This is a genomic window from Phycisphaerales bacterium AB-hyl4 (assembly GCA_041821185.1).
Classification (GTDB): domain Bacteria; phylum Planctomycetota; class Phycisphaerae; order Phycisphaerales; family Phycisphaeraceae; genus Natronomicrosphaera; species Natronomicrosphaera hydrolytica.
This window is the reverse complement of record JBGUBD010000002.1, coordinates 391,876-407,879: the sequence shown is the minus strand read 5'-3', so window position 1 is coordinate 407,879 and position 16,004 is coordinate 391,876. Positions and strand designations below refer to the sequence as shown.

General features: G+C 63.2%; 12 protein-coding genes. 8 read left to right on the top strand and 4 right to left on the bottom strand.

All coding sequences use genetic code 11. The features are described from left to right. Positions 1-30 precede the first annotated feature (30 nt). From ACERK3_04275 to trmD, 6 genes are all read left to right on the top strand, one after another. Positions 31-2,052 (top strand): alpha/beta hydrolase family protein, encoded by a 2,022-nt coding sequence (locus ACERK3_04275; protein ID MFA9477506.1) that lies wholly within the window; start codon positions 31-33, stop codon positions 2,050-2,052. Positions 2,053-2,213: 161 nt separating this feature from the next. Continuing rightward, the gene (locus ACERK3_04270; GenBank protein MFA9477505.1) at positions 2,214-3,545 is read left to right on the top strand and encodes an acetyl-CoA carboxylase biotin carboxylase subunit family protein; all 1,332 of its coding nucleotides are present in this window, start codon (positions 2,214-2,216) and stop codon (positions 3,543-3,545) included. Further along, positions 3,517-5,547, top strand: coding sequence for a CocE/NonD family hydrolase (locus tag ACERK3_04265; GenBank protein ID MFA9477504.1), 2,031 nt, complete (start codon positions 3,517-3,519; stop codon positions 5,545-5,547). Before ACERK3_04270 ends, ACERK3_04265 begins: the two co-directional genes overlap by 29 nt. A 59-nt stretch (positions 5,548-5,606) precedes the next feature. Then, positions 5,607-6,668: an ABC transporter ATP-binding protein gene (locus ACERK3_04260; GenBank protein ID MFA9477503.1), complete on the top strand. Its 1,062-nt coding sequence runs from the start codon at positions 5,607-5,609 to the stop codon at positions 6,666-6,668. Between the two features lie 203 nt (positions 6,669-6,871). Further along, positions 6,872-7,174, top strand: a complete 303-nt coding sequence (gene rpsP / locus ACERK3_04255; protein ID MFA9477502.1) for a 30S ribosomal protein S16 — start codon at positions 6,872-6,874, stop codon at positions 7,172-7,174. An 84-nt stretch (positions 7,175-7,258) separates the two neighbouring features. Continuing rightward, the gene (trmD, locus tag ACERK3_04250; GenBank protein MFA9477501.1) at positions 7,259-8,524 is read left to right on the top strand and encodes a tRNA (guanosine(37)-N1)-methyltransferase TrmD; all 1,266 of its coding nucleotides are present in this window, start codon (positions 7,259-7,261) and stop codon (positions 8,522-8,524) included. 36 nt (positions 8,525-8,560) lie between these two features. Here trmD and proB read toward each other — a convergent pair whose 3' ends face one another. The 3 genes from proB to ACERK3_04235 all read right to left on the bottom strand — a co-directional run bounded on the left by proB (position 8,561) and on the right by ACERK3_04235 (position 12,226). Beyond that, positions 8,561-9,703 carry a glutamate 5-kinase gene (proB, locus tag ACERK3_04245; protein MFA9477500.1) on the bottom strand — a complete coding sequence of 381 codons (1,143 nt, stop codon included), beginning with the start codon at positions 9,701-9,703 and terminating at the stop codon, positions 8,561-8,563. Positions 9,704-9,748: 45 nt separating this feature from the next. Continuing rightward, entirely contained in the window at positions 9,749-11,077 is a 1,329-nt protein-coding gene (locus ACERK3_04240) for a 3-deoxy-D-manno-octulosonic acid transferase (GenBank protein MFA9477499.1), read from the bottom strand. Positions 11,078-11,182: 105 nt separating this feature from the next. Next, on the bottom strand, positions 11,183-12,226 hold the full coding sequence (locus ACERK3_04235) for a deoxyhypusine synthase family protein (GenBank protein ID MFA9477498.1): 1,044 nt from the start codon (positions 12,224-12,226) through the stop codon (positions 11,183-11,185). A gap of 358 nt (positions 12,227-12,584) precedes the next feature. Here ACERK3_04235 and ACERK3_04230 point away from each other — a divergent pair, with 358 nt between their 5' ends. Both ACERK3_04230 and ACERK3_04225 read left to right on the top strand, forming a co-directional pair. Continuing rightward, a complete protein-coding gene (locus ACERK3_04230) occupies positions 12,585-14,021 on the top strand; it encodes an MATE family efflux transporter (protein MFA9477497.1) in 1,437 nt (478 codons plus the stop codon). A 152-nt stretch (positions 14,022-14,173) separates the two neighbouring features. Continuing rightward, a complete protein-coding gene (locus ACERK3_04225) occupies positions 14,174-15,127 on the top strand; it encodes an ATP-grasp fold amidoligase family protein (protein MFA9477496.1) in 954 nt (317 codons plus the stop codon). A 27-nt stretch (positions 15,128-15,154) separates the two neighbouring features. Here ACERK3_04225 and dapB read toward each other — a convergent pair whose 3' ends face one another. Next, positions 15,155-15,943, bottom strand: a complete 789-nt coding sequence (dapB, locus tag ACERK3_04220; protein ID MFA9477495.1) for a 4-hydroxy-tetrahydrodipicolinate reductase — start codon at positions 15,941-15,943, stop codon at positions 15,155-15,157. Between the last annotated feature and the right edge of the window lie 61 nt (positions 15,944-16,004).

Sequence of the window (16,004 nt, the reverse complement as noted above, 5' to 3'; positions counted from 1 at the left end):
CTAATAGCCACAGTCTGTAGAATCGACATCATGATGATGCCAGAACATACGCTTCCGTCCATGGTTCAGGACCACTACGTCGCTCGCGTCCGCGAGTTGGCAAAGCGTCGACAGGAGACGCTTGCATCACTGCGCACACGTGCCGATGCTGAAAGATATCGCGACGGCGTACTGCGCAAGCTTCGCAGATGCTTCGGCCGACTCCCCAAACGCACGCCCTTGAACGCCAAAGTTCGCGACGTGCTCACTCGCGACGGCTACACGATCGAAAAGCTCACGTTCCACGCTCGGCCGGGCCTGATCGTCACCGCTAACCTCTATCGACCTGAAGGCACAGGCCCCTTCCCAGTCGTGCTGAGCCCTTGCGGACATGCGGCAACCGGCAAAGCGGCGGGCAACTACCAGGCCTACTCTCGCACGCTCGCTCACATGGGCTACATGGTGCTCATCTACGATCCACTCTCGCAAGGCGAGCGCCTTCAATATCCCGTCCAGCAGCCGGCGTTGCCGCAGGCCGCGCCGACCCATGAGCACAATATGTCAGGCAAGCAAATGTCGCTCGTCGGCGAGTTCTTCGGCATGTGGCGGGCCTGGGACGGCATCCGCGCGCTGGACTACCTGCTCGCCCGTCCCGAGGCCGACCGCTCACGCGTCGGCATCACTGGAAACTCCGGCGGCGGCACACTCTCCAGCTACATCAGCGCGCTCGATCACCGCTTCACCATGGCGGCGCCAAGTTGCTTCATCACCCGCTTCATCCACAACCTCGAAAACGAACTTCCCACCGACGCCGAACAGGTCCCGCCGCAAATCCTCAGCCTCGGCCTCGACATGGGCGACTTCCTCATCGCCCGCGCGCCCCGCCCCGTGCTATTGCTCGGCCAAGAGCAGGACTTCTTCGATCGCCGCGGGCTGGAAAGCACGTATAACGAAGTACGCCGGTTCTACAAGCTCCTCCGCGCCGGCGATCGCGTACAACTGCACATCGGCCCAGGCACGCACGGCTACCAGTCCGACGCACGCAAAGCGATGTACCGCTTCTTCAATAAGACCGCGAAAGTCAATGCGCCCGCTCGCGAACTCGATCGGCCGCTTGAAACAGTCGAAGCATTACACGCCACCCCCAATGGCCAGGTGCACCGTCTACCCGACAACCGCCTCGTGCATTCGTTCATCCGCGACGCCGGCAAAGCACTTGCCGCGCAGCGCGGCCGGGTCGGTGAAGCCGCACTCAAAAGGCTGTTGCCCCGGCAGCTGGACCTCTCGTCACGCAAAGGCATACCGCATTACCGCACGCTGCAGCCTCAGCAGCCGAGCCCTGCCAAGCCGTACGGCGTTCGATGGAACTTCGCTATCGAAACCGAGCCCGACATCCGCGCGATGCTCCATACCTGGGAGCCAACCGAGCCGGACGGTACTCGGCCGCCAATGCTCGCCCATCCGCCCGCCGACCGGGAAGCAATGCTCTATCTGCCGCACGTTTCCAGCTTGCAGGATGTTGCAAATGGGCAAGTGCCCGCACCGCCCGATCGGCTGCTCACGCTCGACGTGCGTGGCATCGGACAGTCGATGGCCATGACCGCGAACGACGGCGACTTCTTCGCTCCCTATGGCAGCGACTACATGTACGCCGCCCATGGCCAGATGCTCGACCAAAGCTACCTCGGCCTACGCGTACACGACGTACTCGCCTCGCTCGACCTGCTCGCCCACCGCGGTGCGAAGCGGGTGCATCTGGTCGGCCGAGGCATCGGCGCGATCCTTGCGACCTTCGCCGGCTGCCTGCATCCGCTGGTCAAGCAGGTCACGCTCAAACACGCCCTGCTCTCGTACCACGAGTTGACTCAGCGCCCGGCTTTCCGCTGGCCGCTGTCTGCACTCCCTGCCGACGCGCTGCACCACTTCGATCTGCCCGACTGCTACCGACTGTTGCATCGCCGCAAGCAGCTTCGGCTGATCGAGCCATGGGACGGCGATTTCGAACCTTGGTCGCGCGATGATCTGACCAATCACTTGAAATCGCTCGACCTGCCGACGCGGCTCGTCCGCTAGCCGGGGGTTCCCCTACCAAAAGTAGCCCCCGCTCCCCTAGCCGACATGTCCGCACGTTCGGGTGTCCGCGACGTAACGTCTTTAAGAATCACTCGCACTGCGGCTCGGGCTTCGTCGGTCCAGCACCCGCATCGCGAATGAGGGGCGTGGACCCGCGAGCAATGAACAATGTCTTTGTGATCGGCCTGGACCCGTTGAACCACCGCTGCCTTCAACGTCTGCCGTACGCTTCGAATTGTCACTTTCACCAGCTGCTAACTTTCGAACAGCTCCAGCAAGGCGCCAAGGTACCGGTAGAATCGCTCATCCGCGAAGCCACAGACCGACTGGATCGCTTCACGGGCACGATCGACGCGATCCTGAGCTTCTGGGACTTTCCCGGCACGCTGCTGGCCCCAATCCTCGCGCGACGCTTTGGCTGCGCGAGCCCGTCGCTTGAAGCCACCCTGCGCTGCGAGCACAAGTACTGGTCCCGATGCGAACAATCCAAGGCCACCGACGCCTGTCCCCGATTCGAAGCGGTTAATCCGTTTGACAACTGCGCGTTTGAAAAGCTGACACTCGCCACGCCTTATTGGATCAAGCCGGTCAAGTCGTTTCTGGGACAGCTCAGCTACCGGGTGAATGACGAGCATGATTTCAATATCGCTGTGGCATCGATCCGCGACAAGCTGCCGCGCCTTGCCGAGCCTTTCAATCACATTCTCGCGATGGTCGAGCTGCCGCCGGAGATCGCCGCGGTCGACGGCCGACATTGCATTGCCGAGGCAAGCGTCCAGGGTTGGCAGGCGACGCTCGAAGGCTTCCTCCACGCGGGCCGTCTGCACAGCCACGGCATCGTCGACTCAATCTGTTATCCCGGCACGAGCGTGTTCCACCGCCTGCAATATCCCTCGCGCCTGCCCGAGCCGGTGCAGCGACGCGTCGAAGCCATTGTCGAAGCAGTACTACGGCAGATCGGCTTTGAGGACTGGCCGGTGAATGTCGAGTTTTTCTGGGACGCCGTGACAGATCGGCTGTGGCTGCTGGAAATCAACCCCCGCGTTTCGCAGTCGCACGCGATCTTGTTCGAGCAGGTAGACGGCGTCGCCAATTTTCACGTGCTGGTTGAGTTGGCATTGCGGCGTCTGCCGGAGATGCCGCAGCAGCTCGGCCGCGCGGCTTGCGCGGCGAAGTTCTCGTTGCGCGCCTTTCACGACGGCGTCGTCTGTCACGTCCCGTCGGCGGAAGATTGCCTCCGCGTGGAGCACCTGTTCCCTGGTGCGGTGGTGGAGTTGATGGTTCGGCCGGGCGATCGGCTGTCGACCTTGCTCAGCCAGGACAGCTACAGTTACCTGCTGGCCGAAATCACGCTGTCTGCGCCCGACGAAGCGCAATTGCTCGAACGTTACGAGCAAAGCGTTCGAATGCTTCCATTCGGAATCGGTGAAGTCGGCCAGCCAACGCGCATACGGGAGTGGCCGCATGAAAACCGTCGAGCGCCTGCCGCGTGAAATCCGCGAAATGACGTACGTTCAGATCCCCATGCCCGACGGCATCCGCCTCGCGGTGCGGCTTTGGCTGCCTGTCGACGCCGAGCAACATCCCGTACCCGCCATCCTCGAATATATTCCCTACCGCCAGCGCGATTGGACCGCCCGACGCGACTCGATCACCCACCCCTATCTCGCCGGCCACGGCTACGCGTGCGCCCGCGTCGACCTGCGCGGCAGCGGCGACTCCGAAGGCGTCCTGCAAGGCGAATATCTCGAACAGGAACTCATCGACGGCGAACACGTCATCGCCTGGCTCGCCGACCAACCGTGGTGCGACGGCTCTGTGGGCATGATGGGCATCTCGTGGGGCGGGTTCAACGGCCTTCAGATCGCCGCCCGTCAACCGCCGGCGCTCAAGGCCATCATCACCATCGCCAGCACCGACGACCGCTACGCCGACGACGTGCACTACGCCGGCGGCTGTCTGTTGGGTGAAAACCTCTCATGGGCCTCGACCATGTTCGCCTACAACACCGGCCCGCCCGACCCGGAACACGTCGGCGAGGGCTGGCGCGACATGTGGCTTAAGCGCCTGGCAGACAGCGGCCTCTGGCTGGAAGACTGGCTCACCCACCAGCGCCGCGACGACTTCTGGAAGCACGGCTCGATCAACGAATACTTCGACGCCATTCAATGCCCCGTCATGGCGGTCAGCGGCTGGGCCGACGCGTACACCAACGCTGTGTTCCGGTTGCTCGAATACCTTAACGTGCCCCGCTGCGGGCTCGTCGGGCCTTGGAGTCACAAGTATCCGCACTTCGGTGTGCCCGGCCCGGCGATCGGCTTCCTGCAGGAAGCGGTCCGCTGGTGGGACCAATGGCTCAAGCACATCGACACGGGCATCATGAACGAGCCGATGCTGCGGGCCTACGTGCAGGACAGCGTGCCCCCCGCGACCGGCTACAAACGTCGGCCGGGCTGGTGGGTCGGCGAACCGACCTGGCCTTCACCGAACATCGGCACGCGCCGGTTCCACCTCTCCTATCGCGGCCTCGTACCCGATACCTTGCACGACGCCCTGCCGGTGCAACACAGTATGTCCGTGCAGTCGCCGCTGTCGCTCGGACTGTTCGCGGGCAAGTGGTGTTCCGAAGCCGCCCCGCCCGACCTGCCCGACGACCAACGACATGAAGATGGCGGCGCCCTCACCTTCGATACCGCGCCGCTCAGCAACGACCTGGAAGTGCTCGGCCCGCCGGTGATCGAGTTGGAACTCAGCGTCGACCGCCCTGTGGCGATGGTGGCGGTACGGCTGTCCGACATCCTGCCCGACGGCCGGGCCACGCGCGTCAGCTATGCCCTGTTGAACCTCACCCACCGCCACAGCCACGAACACCCCGAACCGGTCGTCCCGCACAAGCGATACCGTGTCCAGATTCAACTGAACGACATCGGCCAACTCTTCCCCGCCGGTCATTGTGTCCGCGTCGCGCTGTCGACCAGCTACTGGCCGCTCGCATGGCCCCCGCCCGAGCCGGTGACATTAACGGTCTACCCCGAGGCGTCGCGGCTGCTCTTGCCACAGCGGTTACCGCATGAAGCTGACGGGCCGGAGGTACGCTTCCCCGAGCCGGAGGGTGCCCCGGGCAAGCCGCTGGTACCACTACGGCCCGCCGAGCCGAGTTGGCGCGTCATCCGTGACCTGCCGCGCGACGAGTCATGCCTCGAAGTGGTCCGCGACCACGGTGCCTGGCGCGTCGACGACACCGGCTGGACCATCGAAAGCAAAGCAGTGGAAAAGTACACCGTGCAACACGACGATCTCAAATCGCTGCGCGGCGATACCCACTGGACCCGCAGCTACAGCCGCGGCGACTGGTCGGTCAAGTCCATCAGCCGAACGGTGCTGACCTCGGACGAAACCCACTTTCACCTGATTGCCGACCTCGACGCGTATGAGGGCGAGCGACGCGTCTTCTCCCGCAGTTGGCATCGCGTGATCCCGCGCGAGTTGCTGTGAGCGGGGAACATCCGTAAAGCCGGTTGCGTTCTTCAAGTAGCCTAATACACTTTTGTTATATGATCGCCGCCCCGACGACCGCCCCCACCGCCGTGCACGATGCTCCCGCCAGCCAGCAGCCGCTGCTGGAGGTGCGCAATCTCAAAACCTACTTCCCCGTCAAGCGCGGCCTGCTTCGCCGAACGGTCGGCCAGGTCGAAGCCGTCAACGACGTCTCATTCACCATCGGCCAACAGGAAACGCTCGGCCTCGTTGGTGAGTCCGGCTGCGGCAAGTCCACCGTCGGACGAACGCTCCTTCGACTCATCCCCGCCAGCGACGGCGAAGTGATCTTCGACGGCCGAAACGTCTTCGACGCCAACCGCGCGGAGATGAAGAAGCTCCGACGCCAGATGCAGATCATCTTTCAGGATCCCGTCGGCTCGCTCAACCCACGCATGACCGTCGCACGCATCATAGGCGAACCCATTCACGTGCACGGCCTCGCCTCCGGCAGCGAACTCGAAGACCGCGTCGCTTCCCTGCTCAAACGCGTCGGCCTCCACGCTGACCACGGCCACCGATACCCCCACGAATTCTCAGGCGGTCAACGCCAGCGCATCGGCATCGCCCGGGCGCTCGCCCTCGAACCCCGCTTCATCGTCTGCGATGAGCCCGTGTCCGCCCTCGATGTCTCCATTCAGAGCGCGATCCTCAACCTGCTTAACGATCTCCAGGATGAGTTCGGCCTCAGCTACCTGTTCATCGCCCACAACCTCGCCGTCGTCGAACACTTCTGCGACCGCGTCGCCGTGATGTACCTCGGCAAGATTGTCGAACTCGCCGACCGCGACACGCTCTACCGCAACCCGCTTCACCCGTACACCAAAGCGCTGCTCTCCGCCGCCCCCACGCCCGACCCGAACACCAAACGCCAGCGCATCATGCTCGAAGGCGACGTCCCCAGCCCCATCCGCCTCTTCCACGGCGACGCTGTAAAGGCCCACTCCGGCGAGCCCGCCGTACGCGAGGAAAAAGGTGTCACCTACATCTCCCGCGAAAGCCTGCTCGACCGCCCCCCGCTCAAAGAAGTGCCAGGCGAACCGGGCCACTTCGTCTCAACCCACACCTTCGACAACTAACCCCCCGACAACGACTCTCCCCCCAATAAAGCCTACGGTCGGCGACCGTGGGCCCGCCACAAACCCTCAAGTAGCCCCCACCCACCAAAACCGCTATACTCCCCGACTCGCCCTGGCGAAGCGTTCGCCTCGGCACCTGCTCACGGACACCGTCGGCCCCCGGAACTCCTCCGGAACATTGCCGACCCACCCGGAGAGACCCAATGGTCAAACTTCGTCTCAAGCGTTTCGGTCGTCGTAACCGTCCCTACTATCGCCTCAATGCCATGGACCAGCGCGCCGCTCGCGACGGTCGGGTTATCGAGGAACTCGGTTGGTTCGACCCGCTGGCCGCCGATGGCAAGCAGCACGAACTGAAAACCGACCGCATCCAATACTGGTTCAGCGTCGGCGCTCAGCCCAGCGGCACCGTGGCCGACCTGCTTCGCAAGTCCGGATACGACCTGCCCGAACGTCTCAAGAAGACCAGCGGCAAGAAGCTGATGAAAGAAAAGAAGTCGAGCTGACGTCAACCGCGATCACGGGCAGTGCAGCTTAAGCTGCACTGCCCACCCCTTTTTCGGACCACCTCCCCTTTCAAAAGGCGCCCCATGCGCCTCGACCTGCTCACCCTCTTCCCCGAAATGTTCGCTGGCGTGCTCGGCTCGAGCATCCTCAAACGCGCCGCCGAGCCGCTCAAAGACCCGGCCACGGGCAACGTGCGCCCACCCGTCGTCGAGTATCACCTCGCCAACCTCCGCGACCACACCACAAACAAGCACCAGAAAGTCGACCAGCCACCCTACGGCGGCGGACCCGGCATGGTCATCCAAAGCCAGGTCGTCTGGGACGCGGTCCACGCCGTCGAAGCGCAAGACCCACGCCCAGCCACGCGCGTCGTCATGACCCCGCAGGGCAAGCCGCTTACCCATGCAATCGTGGAGCAACTCGCACGAAAGCCACGCCTCATGCTGATCGCCGGCCACTACGAAGGCTTTGACGAACGCGTGCTCGACGCCCTTCGCGATGAGCCGGCCGGCCTCGAAGAAATCAGCATCGGCGACTACGTGCTCTCTGGCGGCGAGCTACCCGCTATGGTCCTGCTCGACGCTGTCGTCCGGCTCATCCCCGGCGCGCTGGGCACGCAAGCCTCCGCTCACGACGAAAGCTTCTCGTCCGAACTCGGCGGCCTGCTCGACTACCCCCACTACACCCGCCCGCGCACCTGGCAAGGCCGTGACGTGCCCGACGTGCTGCTGTCGGGCGATCACGCAAAGATCAATGCATGGCGGCTCGAACAGGCCCGCCAACGCACCGCTGACCGCCGCCCCGACCTGCTCGGCCAACCCGCCGCCATCGGCCGATCCACCATCACCGTCCTTCGCACGGAACAGCCGAGCGACATCGACGCTGTCGACCGTGTGCTTCGCGAAGCCTTCCCCACCGATGCCGAGGCGAAGCTCGTTCGCGCGTTGCGCGATCAGCGTGAGGCTGTGACGTCGCTCGTGGCCGAGGTCGATAGTGAAGTGGTGGGCCACGTCATGCTCAGCCCCGTGACATTCGCCGACCAACCATCGGTGCGCGGCATGGTCGGCCTGGCGCCCGTGGCGGTACGGCCGACCTGGCAAGGTCGTGGCATCGGCGCGGCGCTGGTGCGTCAAGCGCTGGCCGAGGCAAAGCAACTCGCGTCGCGCGCGGTCGTCGTGCTCGGCGAGCCGACGTATTACCAGCGCTTCGGCTTCGAGCCCGCCTCGCCGCTGGGCCTGACCAGCGACTACGGCAGCGGCCCCGAGTTCATGATTGCCCTGCTGCGCGGACCGCTACCAGCAACATGGCAAGGCCACATCCAATACGCAAAATCTTTCCAATCACTCTAAGCGTGAATCCTCACGTTCAACGATGTGCGATTCGCTCTATCGCCCATCGCTGGGTGTGAGCACGACGAGATTGTTGCGGTGGATGACTTCATCGTATGCCGATCTGCCGAGGATGTTGGCGAACTGCGTCGATCGCTTGCCACGGATCAGCCGCAGCTCGTCGGCACTGTAGTTGCTCAGTCCGCGAGCGACCTCGCGGCCGCGCGGGTCGCGAATGAGTGCGACGTCACCGCGCTCGAATCGGCCGGTGATGTCGGCGATGCCGGTCGCGAGCAAGCTCTTGCCACGGCCAGTCACGGCCCGCACCGCCCCCTCGTCGATGGTGATTGTCCCCGCGGGCCTGGCCGTGAGCGCGATCCAGCGCTGTCGACTGTCGAGCTTGCGTGTCGCCGGCACGAACACGCTGCCAAGGGCCTCGCCCGCGAGCAGGCGTGCGAGCACGTTCTTCTCTTGCCCATTGGCGATCACCGCGATCTCACCCGCTTCAGTGACGACTCGCGTCGCTTCGAGCTTCGACAACATGCCGCCCGTGCCCCATTGACTCGTATCACGGCGAGCCAGGCTGAGCATGTCCGTCACGTTGTCGATCAGGTCGACGCGGTTGCCTTGCTCGTCCAGCAGACCGTCGACCACCGTCAGCAGCAATAGCGCGTCGGCACGGATGGCGTTGGCGGTCAGCGCTGCGAGCATGTCGTTATCGCCGAAACGTAGCTCGTCGACAGCGACGGTGTCGTTTTCGTTGATGATCGGGATGCAACCATGCTCGTGAATGCGAGTGACGCAATTGCGAATGTTCAAAAAGCGGACGCGGTCGTCGAAGTCCCCGCGCGTGACGAGCATCTGCGCCACATGAATCTTCTGCCGGGCGAACGCCTGATGCATGTGCGCCATTAGCTTCCGCTGCCCCACCGCGGCGACGGCCTGCAGGTCGGCCACGTCGCGCGGGCGCTGCTTCAACCCCAGTTCAAGGCAGCCGGCGCCAATCGCACCGCTGGCGACGAGCGTCACCTCGTACCCCTGCTCGCGCAGCCCGGCGATCTGGCGGGCGATGCGGCGGATGTAGTTCAGATCCAGCCCCGGCCTGTCCGGGTCGGGCGAAGTGAGCAGCCCCGTGCCGACCTTGACGACGATGCGGCGGGCGTTGCAAAGGACGGTTTGTCGGAGCTCGGTCGAAGGCATGGGTGGCGTTTCTGACTGCTAATGGCTGATTGCCGATTGGGGTAATCATGGCGAGGGCGCGGCGGCATCTACTATCGATGTATCGGCTAGACCGAGCACCTTCAACAGCAGCTCCGCGTGGCGTTGCGTGCTGCCTTGCCGGGACAGGATAACGTCGCGGCCGTGGCGTGCGAGTTCGGCAGCCTGGTCGGGGTTGGCCAGCAGCTTCGCGATGGCGGGGCCGAGTTGGCGCGTGGCGACAATGCCGCCGGCCTTTTCGAAGGCGTGCACCACGTCAGCGAAGTTATGGTGATCCGGCCCGACGATCGTGGGCTTGCTCAGCGCGATCGGCTCGATCGGGTCCGACCCGCCGAGGCCGTTGAAGCTGCGACCGATGACAACCACGTCCGCCAGCGCGTACGCCTTGCGAAGCTCCCCCATCGTGTCCAGCAGGAACAGGGTGTGTGCGGGCTGCCCCTCGCGAACTGCAGCCGTGGGCTTCCGGTCGCTCCGGCGGATAATCGTGGCATCGAGTGCCGCCACCTCGTCAAACCGCTCAGGCTTGCGCGGCACGAGCAGCAGTTGGGTTTCGGGCGGACACTCGGCACGGATGGCGTCAATCAGCAGCCGTTCTTCACCCGGCCCTGTCGACCCGGCGACGACCAGCGGATGCGCGCGGTCGATGCCCATCTGCTCGGCAAGCTCGCCGGCGTTCGGCACGTCGTCGGCGACCTCGGCGGTGTCCCACTTCATCGTGTCCAGTACGTGTACGCGGTCGGCGGGTGTGCCCATGGCGATGAACCGCTGGGCATAGTCGGGCGTCTGCACCGCAGCGGCGGCGAGGCTGGCGAACATCGACCGCACCACCGGACGAAGGTAGCGATAACGCGAAAAGCTGCGGGCACTCAGTCGGCCGTTGATGACCACAATCGGTATGTCGCGCCGCTTGCATTCGTCGACGAAGTTCGGCCAGACCTCCAGCTCAACCAGCGCCACCGCACTCGGCCGAACACGGTCGAGGAACCGACGAACCGCGACGGTGAAGTCCAGCGGATATCGCACGACCGAATGGTCTGCCGCGAACAGCTCGCGGGCGCGGGCGTAGCCGGTGTCGGTCGTGGTGGCGATGACCAGTTCGACGCGGTCGCCATGTTCACGATGGAGCAGGTCGACGAGTTGGCGGATGGCGTTGACTTCGCCAACGCTCACGGCGTGAATGAGCAGTCGACGCCGACGTCCGCCCTGATCATTGGGCATGGGCACGACCGGTTCACCCCTGCCGAAGCGACCGCCCCAGTCGGTTCGCCACTTGCCCGTTCGCCACATGCGATAGGCCCACACGGGCGAAGTCGCAAGTGCTGCGGCGGCGTACGTGATGTCATGTGGCAGGCCCATAGGGTGATTGTATGAGTTTCTAGTTTCTAGTTCCGAGTTTCGAGTTGCCATGCGTGACCGAATCGCGAAACTCGAGACTAGAAACTCGGAACTAGAAACCGTTTCTCAATCCCCCAACACATACGCGAAGATCAAGGGCGCGACGATTGTCGCGTCGCTCTGGATCATGAATTTTGGTGTAGCTGCATCGAGTTTGCCCCAGGTGATCTTCTCGTTCGGCACGGCCCCGCTGTACCCGCCGTAGCTGGTCACGGCGTCGCTGATCTGTGCGAAGTAGGCCCAGTACGGCACATCGTCGCGTTGCAGGTCCTGAATGATCGCGGGCACGGCACAGATGGGAAAGTCACCCGCAATGCCGCCGCCAACTTGGAAAAAGCCGACGCTGGGCTTGCCTTCGTTGCTGCTTTGCGCAATCCCGCAGTTATCCAGGTACCATCGCATGAGGTGCTCCATCGCCTCCGTACCGGTCTTGACGCACTGGTGGTGTGGCAGCTCTTTGCGGAACACCGCGGCGGCGAACATGTTGCCCGTCGTCGAGTCTTCCCAGCCGGGACAGTAGACGGGCAGATTCTTCTCCATCGCGGCGAGCATCCACGAGTTGGCCGGGTCGATCTGATAATGCTTTTCGAGCTTACCGTCGCGGAAGATGTCCCAGAGGAACTCGTGCTCAAACTTGCGCTCGTTGTTGTCGCACGCCTGCTTCCAGCGGTCGATGAGCTGGCGTTCCATGTGGCGCATCACCGTTTCGGGGATGCACGTATCGGTCACGCGGTTCATGCCGCGTTCGTAGAGCGCCGTTTCATCCGCAGCCGAGAGCGCCCGCCAGTCGTGGATGATTTCATACTCGTTGTAAGCGAGCAGGTTGAACAGGTCTTCTTCCAGGTTCGCACCGGTGCAGGTGATGGCATGCACCTTGTCGGCCCGTATCAGCCGGGCGAGAATCTGGCCGAGCTTGGCAGTGCTCATCGCGCCCGCGAGGGTGACCATCATCTTGCCCCCCGCGTCGATGTGCGCCTCAAACGCACGCGCGGCGGCGACAGTCTCACGGCTGTTGAAGTGAAGAAAATGCTTATCCATGAACGCCCGAACCGTGCCCGTGCCCTGGGGCGCGTCCACGTCGGCGGGGGTGGTGAAGGTCGTCAAGTCCATCGCGAGTGTCTCCATGCGGCGAGGCGGGAAAGCTTTCGAAGCCAAGCCACTATCGTATGCGGATCGGCCACGCACGGCACATCGGGTCGGCCGGGGAACGCGTCGCCCTGCCATTTTTAGGCTCAAATTTGTAGCCGAGGTCTTCCGTTGCACCGCGGAGCCGGGTATAGTTGGCAAGTTCACTATGGTTCTTCCGGAATCTTCCGATGCGATGAGTCACGCAACATCCTGCCCCCTGTGACCACGAACGCGGCCCGCTGGCGTTCGTGCCGACGCATCCCGCAATATACATCGGCCATCGAATCTGCTGCCACCCGCGCAGCGGTGTACGTCTACCGATGCAATCGACCGCCTTGCCATGAGTGAACACCCCAACGAATTCGCCCCTGAATCACACGAGCCGCTGCCCACGGGCTGGCGCGTGCCTGTTGCGTTGCTGCTGCTGGCGCTGCCGATCATCGCGTCGATGATCTCGCGCACCGTGATGAGCTTCGTCGACTTCATCATGGTCTCGCAGCTCGGCACGGAAGCGCAGGCCGCGATCATGCCAGCAGGCATTTTGCTGTTCTGCTTCGTCGCCTTCGGCATGGGATCGCTCACGGCGGTGAGCACGTTCGTCTCGCAATCACTGGGGCGAAACGACCGCCAAGCTTGCGGCAGCTACGCATGGCAGGGTGTACACCTGAGCGTATTGCTCGGCCTGCTCGCCCTGCCGGTGTGGTTTGTCGTGCCGGGCCTGTTCGCATGGGTCGGCCACGACCCGGCGGTGCAGGAAATGGAAGTGGCCTACGTGCAGATCGGGCTGCTGGGCTTGGCCCCTATGCTCGCGGCGCATGCGGTGACCAACTTTTTCAACGGCATCCACAAGCCGATGGTCGGCTTCTGGGCGATGGTCATCAGCAACATCTTCAATGTCATCGCCAACTACGCGCTGATCTTCGGCAACTTCGGCTTTCCCGCCATGGGCATCGGCGGCGCGGCCTGGGCGACCAACCTCGCTGCCGGGCTGCAACTGCTGATCATGCTCGCGTGGATGCTTCGGCCGAAACTCGCAGCCATGTTCGACACCCGCCACACCTGGCGGCCCGACCTCGCACGCATGCGTCGCATCATCTGGGTCGGCGTGCCGGCGGGCATGCAGTTCGTCGTCGACATCTTCGCATTCACCGTCTTCACGCTGCTGCTGGTCGGCCGATTCGGCACGGTGCAACTGGCGGCGCACAACCTCGCGTTCAAGTTCCTCGAAGTGGCGTTCATGCCCGCGGTGGGGCTTGGCGTGGCGGTCACGGCAGCGGTGGGCAAAGCGATCGGCCGTGGTCAGCCGGCCTACGCGCGACTCGTCACCCGCTGGGCCGCCGGCTTCGCGATCGCCTACATGGGCCTGATCGCGATGGGCTATCTGCTTCTGCGGCACGAGTTGGCCGGGCTGTTGAGCGATGATCCGGACGTCATCCGCTGGGCCGGGCAGTTGCTGCTGCTTTGCGCGGTGTTCCAGGTGTTTGACGGACTGGGTATCACGCACATCAGCGCCCTGCGCGGCGCGGGCGATAACCACTGGCCGGCGTGGGTGGCGGCGATCATGGCGGCAACGGTGCTCATCGGCGGCGGCTACGTCGCGGCGTGGTGGTGGCCGCAACTGGGCGCGGTGGGACCGTGGATCGCGGCCACGCTGTACGTCTGCGTGCTCGGGTTGACATTGTGGGCACGATGGACGTTCGGGCCTTGGGAGCGGATCGACCTGTTTAACGACGAGCAAACCCAAGCGGATGCTCCTCATGAACATATAGACCCATAGCTACATTACATCCCTATACCCAAGCTCGTCCGATATAATGCCCAATCAGAAATGAACCAGCCGACGTCAGATTTTGATAGCTGATCACATTTCGATTGTTCGATGTTCCCGATGTGAGTGTTAGCAACCTGTTGCAGATCGCTCGTTTTACAATGTTTCCGGTTTCAAACATGGCAACTTCAGCACCTAATGGTTCTCCCACGCGGCGTGTACGTCGTGCCGTATCGCGGTGGCGTCGACGAATTATACCTGACCGACTGGCAGTCCCCCGGCAGTATCACCACCGATTCGGCGTTTGGCCGAACCTGCACGCCCCAAAGACATTCAATGAGAAGCTGCAGTGGCTGAAGCTCAACTACCGTCGGCCGGACCTTCATACGATGGTCGACAAATATGCGGTACGCGCGTTTGTCGAATCGCGGGTCGGAGCACATTACCTCAATGATCTGCTTGGGATCTGGGATCGTGCCGAATCGATCGACCTGGACGTACTGCCCCGTCGGTTCGTGCTTAAAGGCACACATGGTTCGGGCATGAACATCATCTGCCCCGATCGGCAAGCGATCGATTGGCCCGATGCGGTCCGCAAGCTGAACGGTTGGTTAAAGCAGGATTTTTACATTTCGACGCGCGAGTGGCCCTATAAAAAGGTTCCACCGCGCATCATCGGCGAAGCCTTCCTCGACAGTGGTGAAGATGACCTGACAGATTACAAGGTTTACTGTTTCGACGGAAAACCACAGATCATCCAAGCGGACATGACCCGATACAGCAATCACACACGGTTGTTGTTCGATCTGGACTGGCAGTTGTTGCCGTTCGAACTGCAGTACCCTAAACCCGACCATGTGTTGGGCAAGCCGGATTGCCTGGATGAGATGTTCGACGTTGCGCGTGTTTTATCGAACGGACTCCCGTTTTGCCGAGTCGATCTTTACTCGGTACAGGGGCGCATCGTCTTCGGTGAGATGACGATGTACCCCGGCAATGGGATGTTGGAATTCCGTCCGCCGGAATGGGACCGGCGGCTGGGCGACTTGCTCGCACTGCCCGAACCGGTCAATCCCGCGCCGTTTGTCAGGCGGCCAAGGGCCAGCTACGAGTAAACGCCCCGGCGGTTACCAACACGTGCGTCACAACCCCAGCACGTCCTTCATGTGATACCGCCCCACTGGTTTGTCAGCGAGCCAGGCGGCGGCGCGGAGAGCGCCGCGGGCGAAGACGTCGCGTGTGGACGCTTTGTGCGCGAGCGTAATTTCTTCGCCGAGCGTGCCGAAGTGGACGCTGTGTCGGCCGACTTCGTCACCAATGCGTAGCGCGTGCATGCCGACCTCGCCGCGTTTGCGCGTGCTTTCGCCGTGTCGGCCGTGCACAAAGTCCTTGTCGATCTGCTTGCCGGTGGCGTGGCAGATAGCCTCGGCCAGGCCCATCGCCGTCCCGGAAGGCGCGTCAAGTTTGAAGCGGTGGTGGGCTTCGACGATTTCAATGTCGTAGTCATCGCCGAGGCGTTCGGCGACTTGGCCGACGAGGGCGAACAACAGGTTGACACCAAGGCTCATGTTCGGCGCATGAAGGATGGCGATGTCTTCGGCAGCAGCGTCGATGGCTTTGTAGTCGTCATCAGTCAGGCCGGTGGTACCGATGACCATGGCGATTTTCTGTTGCCGGCAAACGCGTAACGCTTCGCGGAAAGCTTCGGGTACGGTGAAGTCGATCATCACCTTGGGCTTGTTTTGCACCTGCGCAGCCAGCGGCGTGTTGATGGCGTCGACACTGGCGACCACGCCTGCGTCGTTGCCGAGCAGTTCGTGGCCGTCGCGTTCGAGTGCGGTGACCACGCGAAGCTGCTCGTCTTCGCTGGCCAATGCGACGAGGCGTCGCCCCATGCGTCCTGCAGCGCCGTTGATGCCGATGTCGATCATGGTTGCTCCGTGTGCGTTGGGGAATTCCACCTTGGAAGATCCGGGGCTTGTGGGGATGTCA

Bases quoted from the DNA above. Each gene is read 5' to 3' on its own strand.
- ACERK3_04225 (MFA9477496.1), top strand. From the start codon at position 14,174: ATGTTTCCGGTTTCAAACATGGCAACTTCAGCACCTAATGGTTCTCCC.
- ACERK3_04235 (MFA9477498.1), bottom strand. From the start codon at position 12,226: ATGGACTTGACGACCTTCACCACCCCCGCCGACGTGGACGCGCCCCAG.
- rpsP (MFA9477502.1), top strand. From the start codon at position 6,872: ATGGTCAAACTTCGTCTCAAGCGTTTCGGTCGTCGTAACCGTCCCTAC.
- ACERK3_04230 (MFA9477497.1), top strand. From the start codon at position 12,585: ATGAGTGAACACCCCAACGAATTCGCCCCTGAATCACACGAGCCGCTG.
- ACERK3_04275 (MFA9477506.1), top strand. From the start codon at position 31: ATGATGATGCCAGAACATACGCTTCCGTCCATGGTTCAGGACCACTAC.
- trmD (MFA9477501.1), top strand. From the start codon at position 7,259: ATGCGCCTCGACCTGCTCACCCTCTTCCCCGAAATGTTCGCTGGCGTG.
- ACERK3_04270 (MFA9477505.1), top strand. From the start codon at position 2,214: ATGAACAATGTCTTTGTGATCGGCCTGGACCCGTTGAACCACCGCTGC.
- dapB (MFA9477495.1), bottom strand. From the start codon at position 15,943: ATGATCGACATCGGCATCAACGGCGCTGCAGGACGCATGGGGCGACGC.
- ACERK3_04265 (MFA9477504.1), top strand. From the start codon at position 3,517: ATGAAAACCGTCGAGCGCCTGCCGCGTGAAATCCGCGAAATGACGTAC.
- ACERK3_04260 (MFA9477503.1), top strand. From the start codon at position 5,607: ATGATCGCCGCCCCGACGACCGCCCCCACCGCCGTGCACGATGCTCCC.
- ACERK3_04240 (MFA9477499.1), bottom strand. From the start codon at position 11,077: ATGGGCCTGCCACATGACATCACGTACGCCGCCGCAGCACTTGCGACT.
- proB (MFA9477500.1), bottom strand. From the start codon at position 9,703: ATGCCTTCGACCGAGCTCCGACAAACCGTCCTTTGCAACGCCCGCCGC.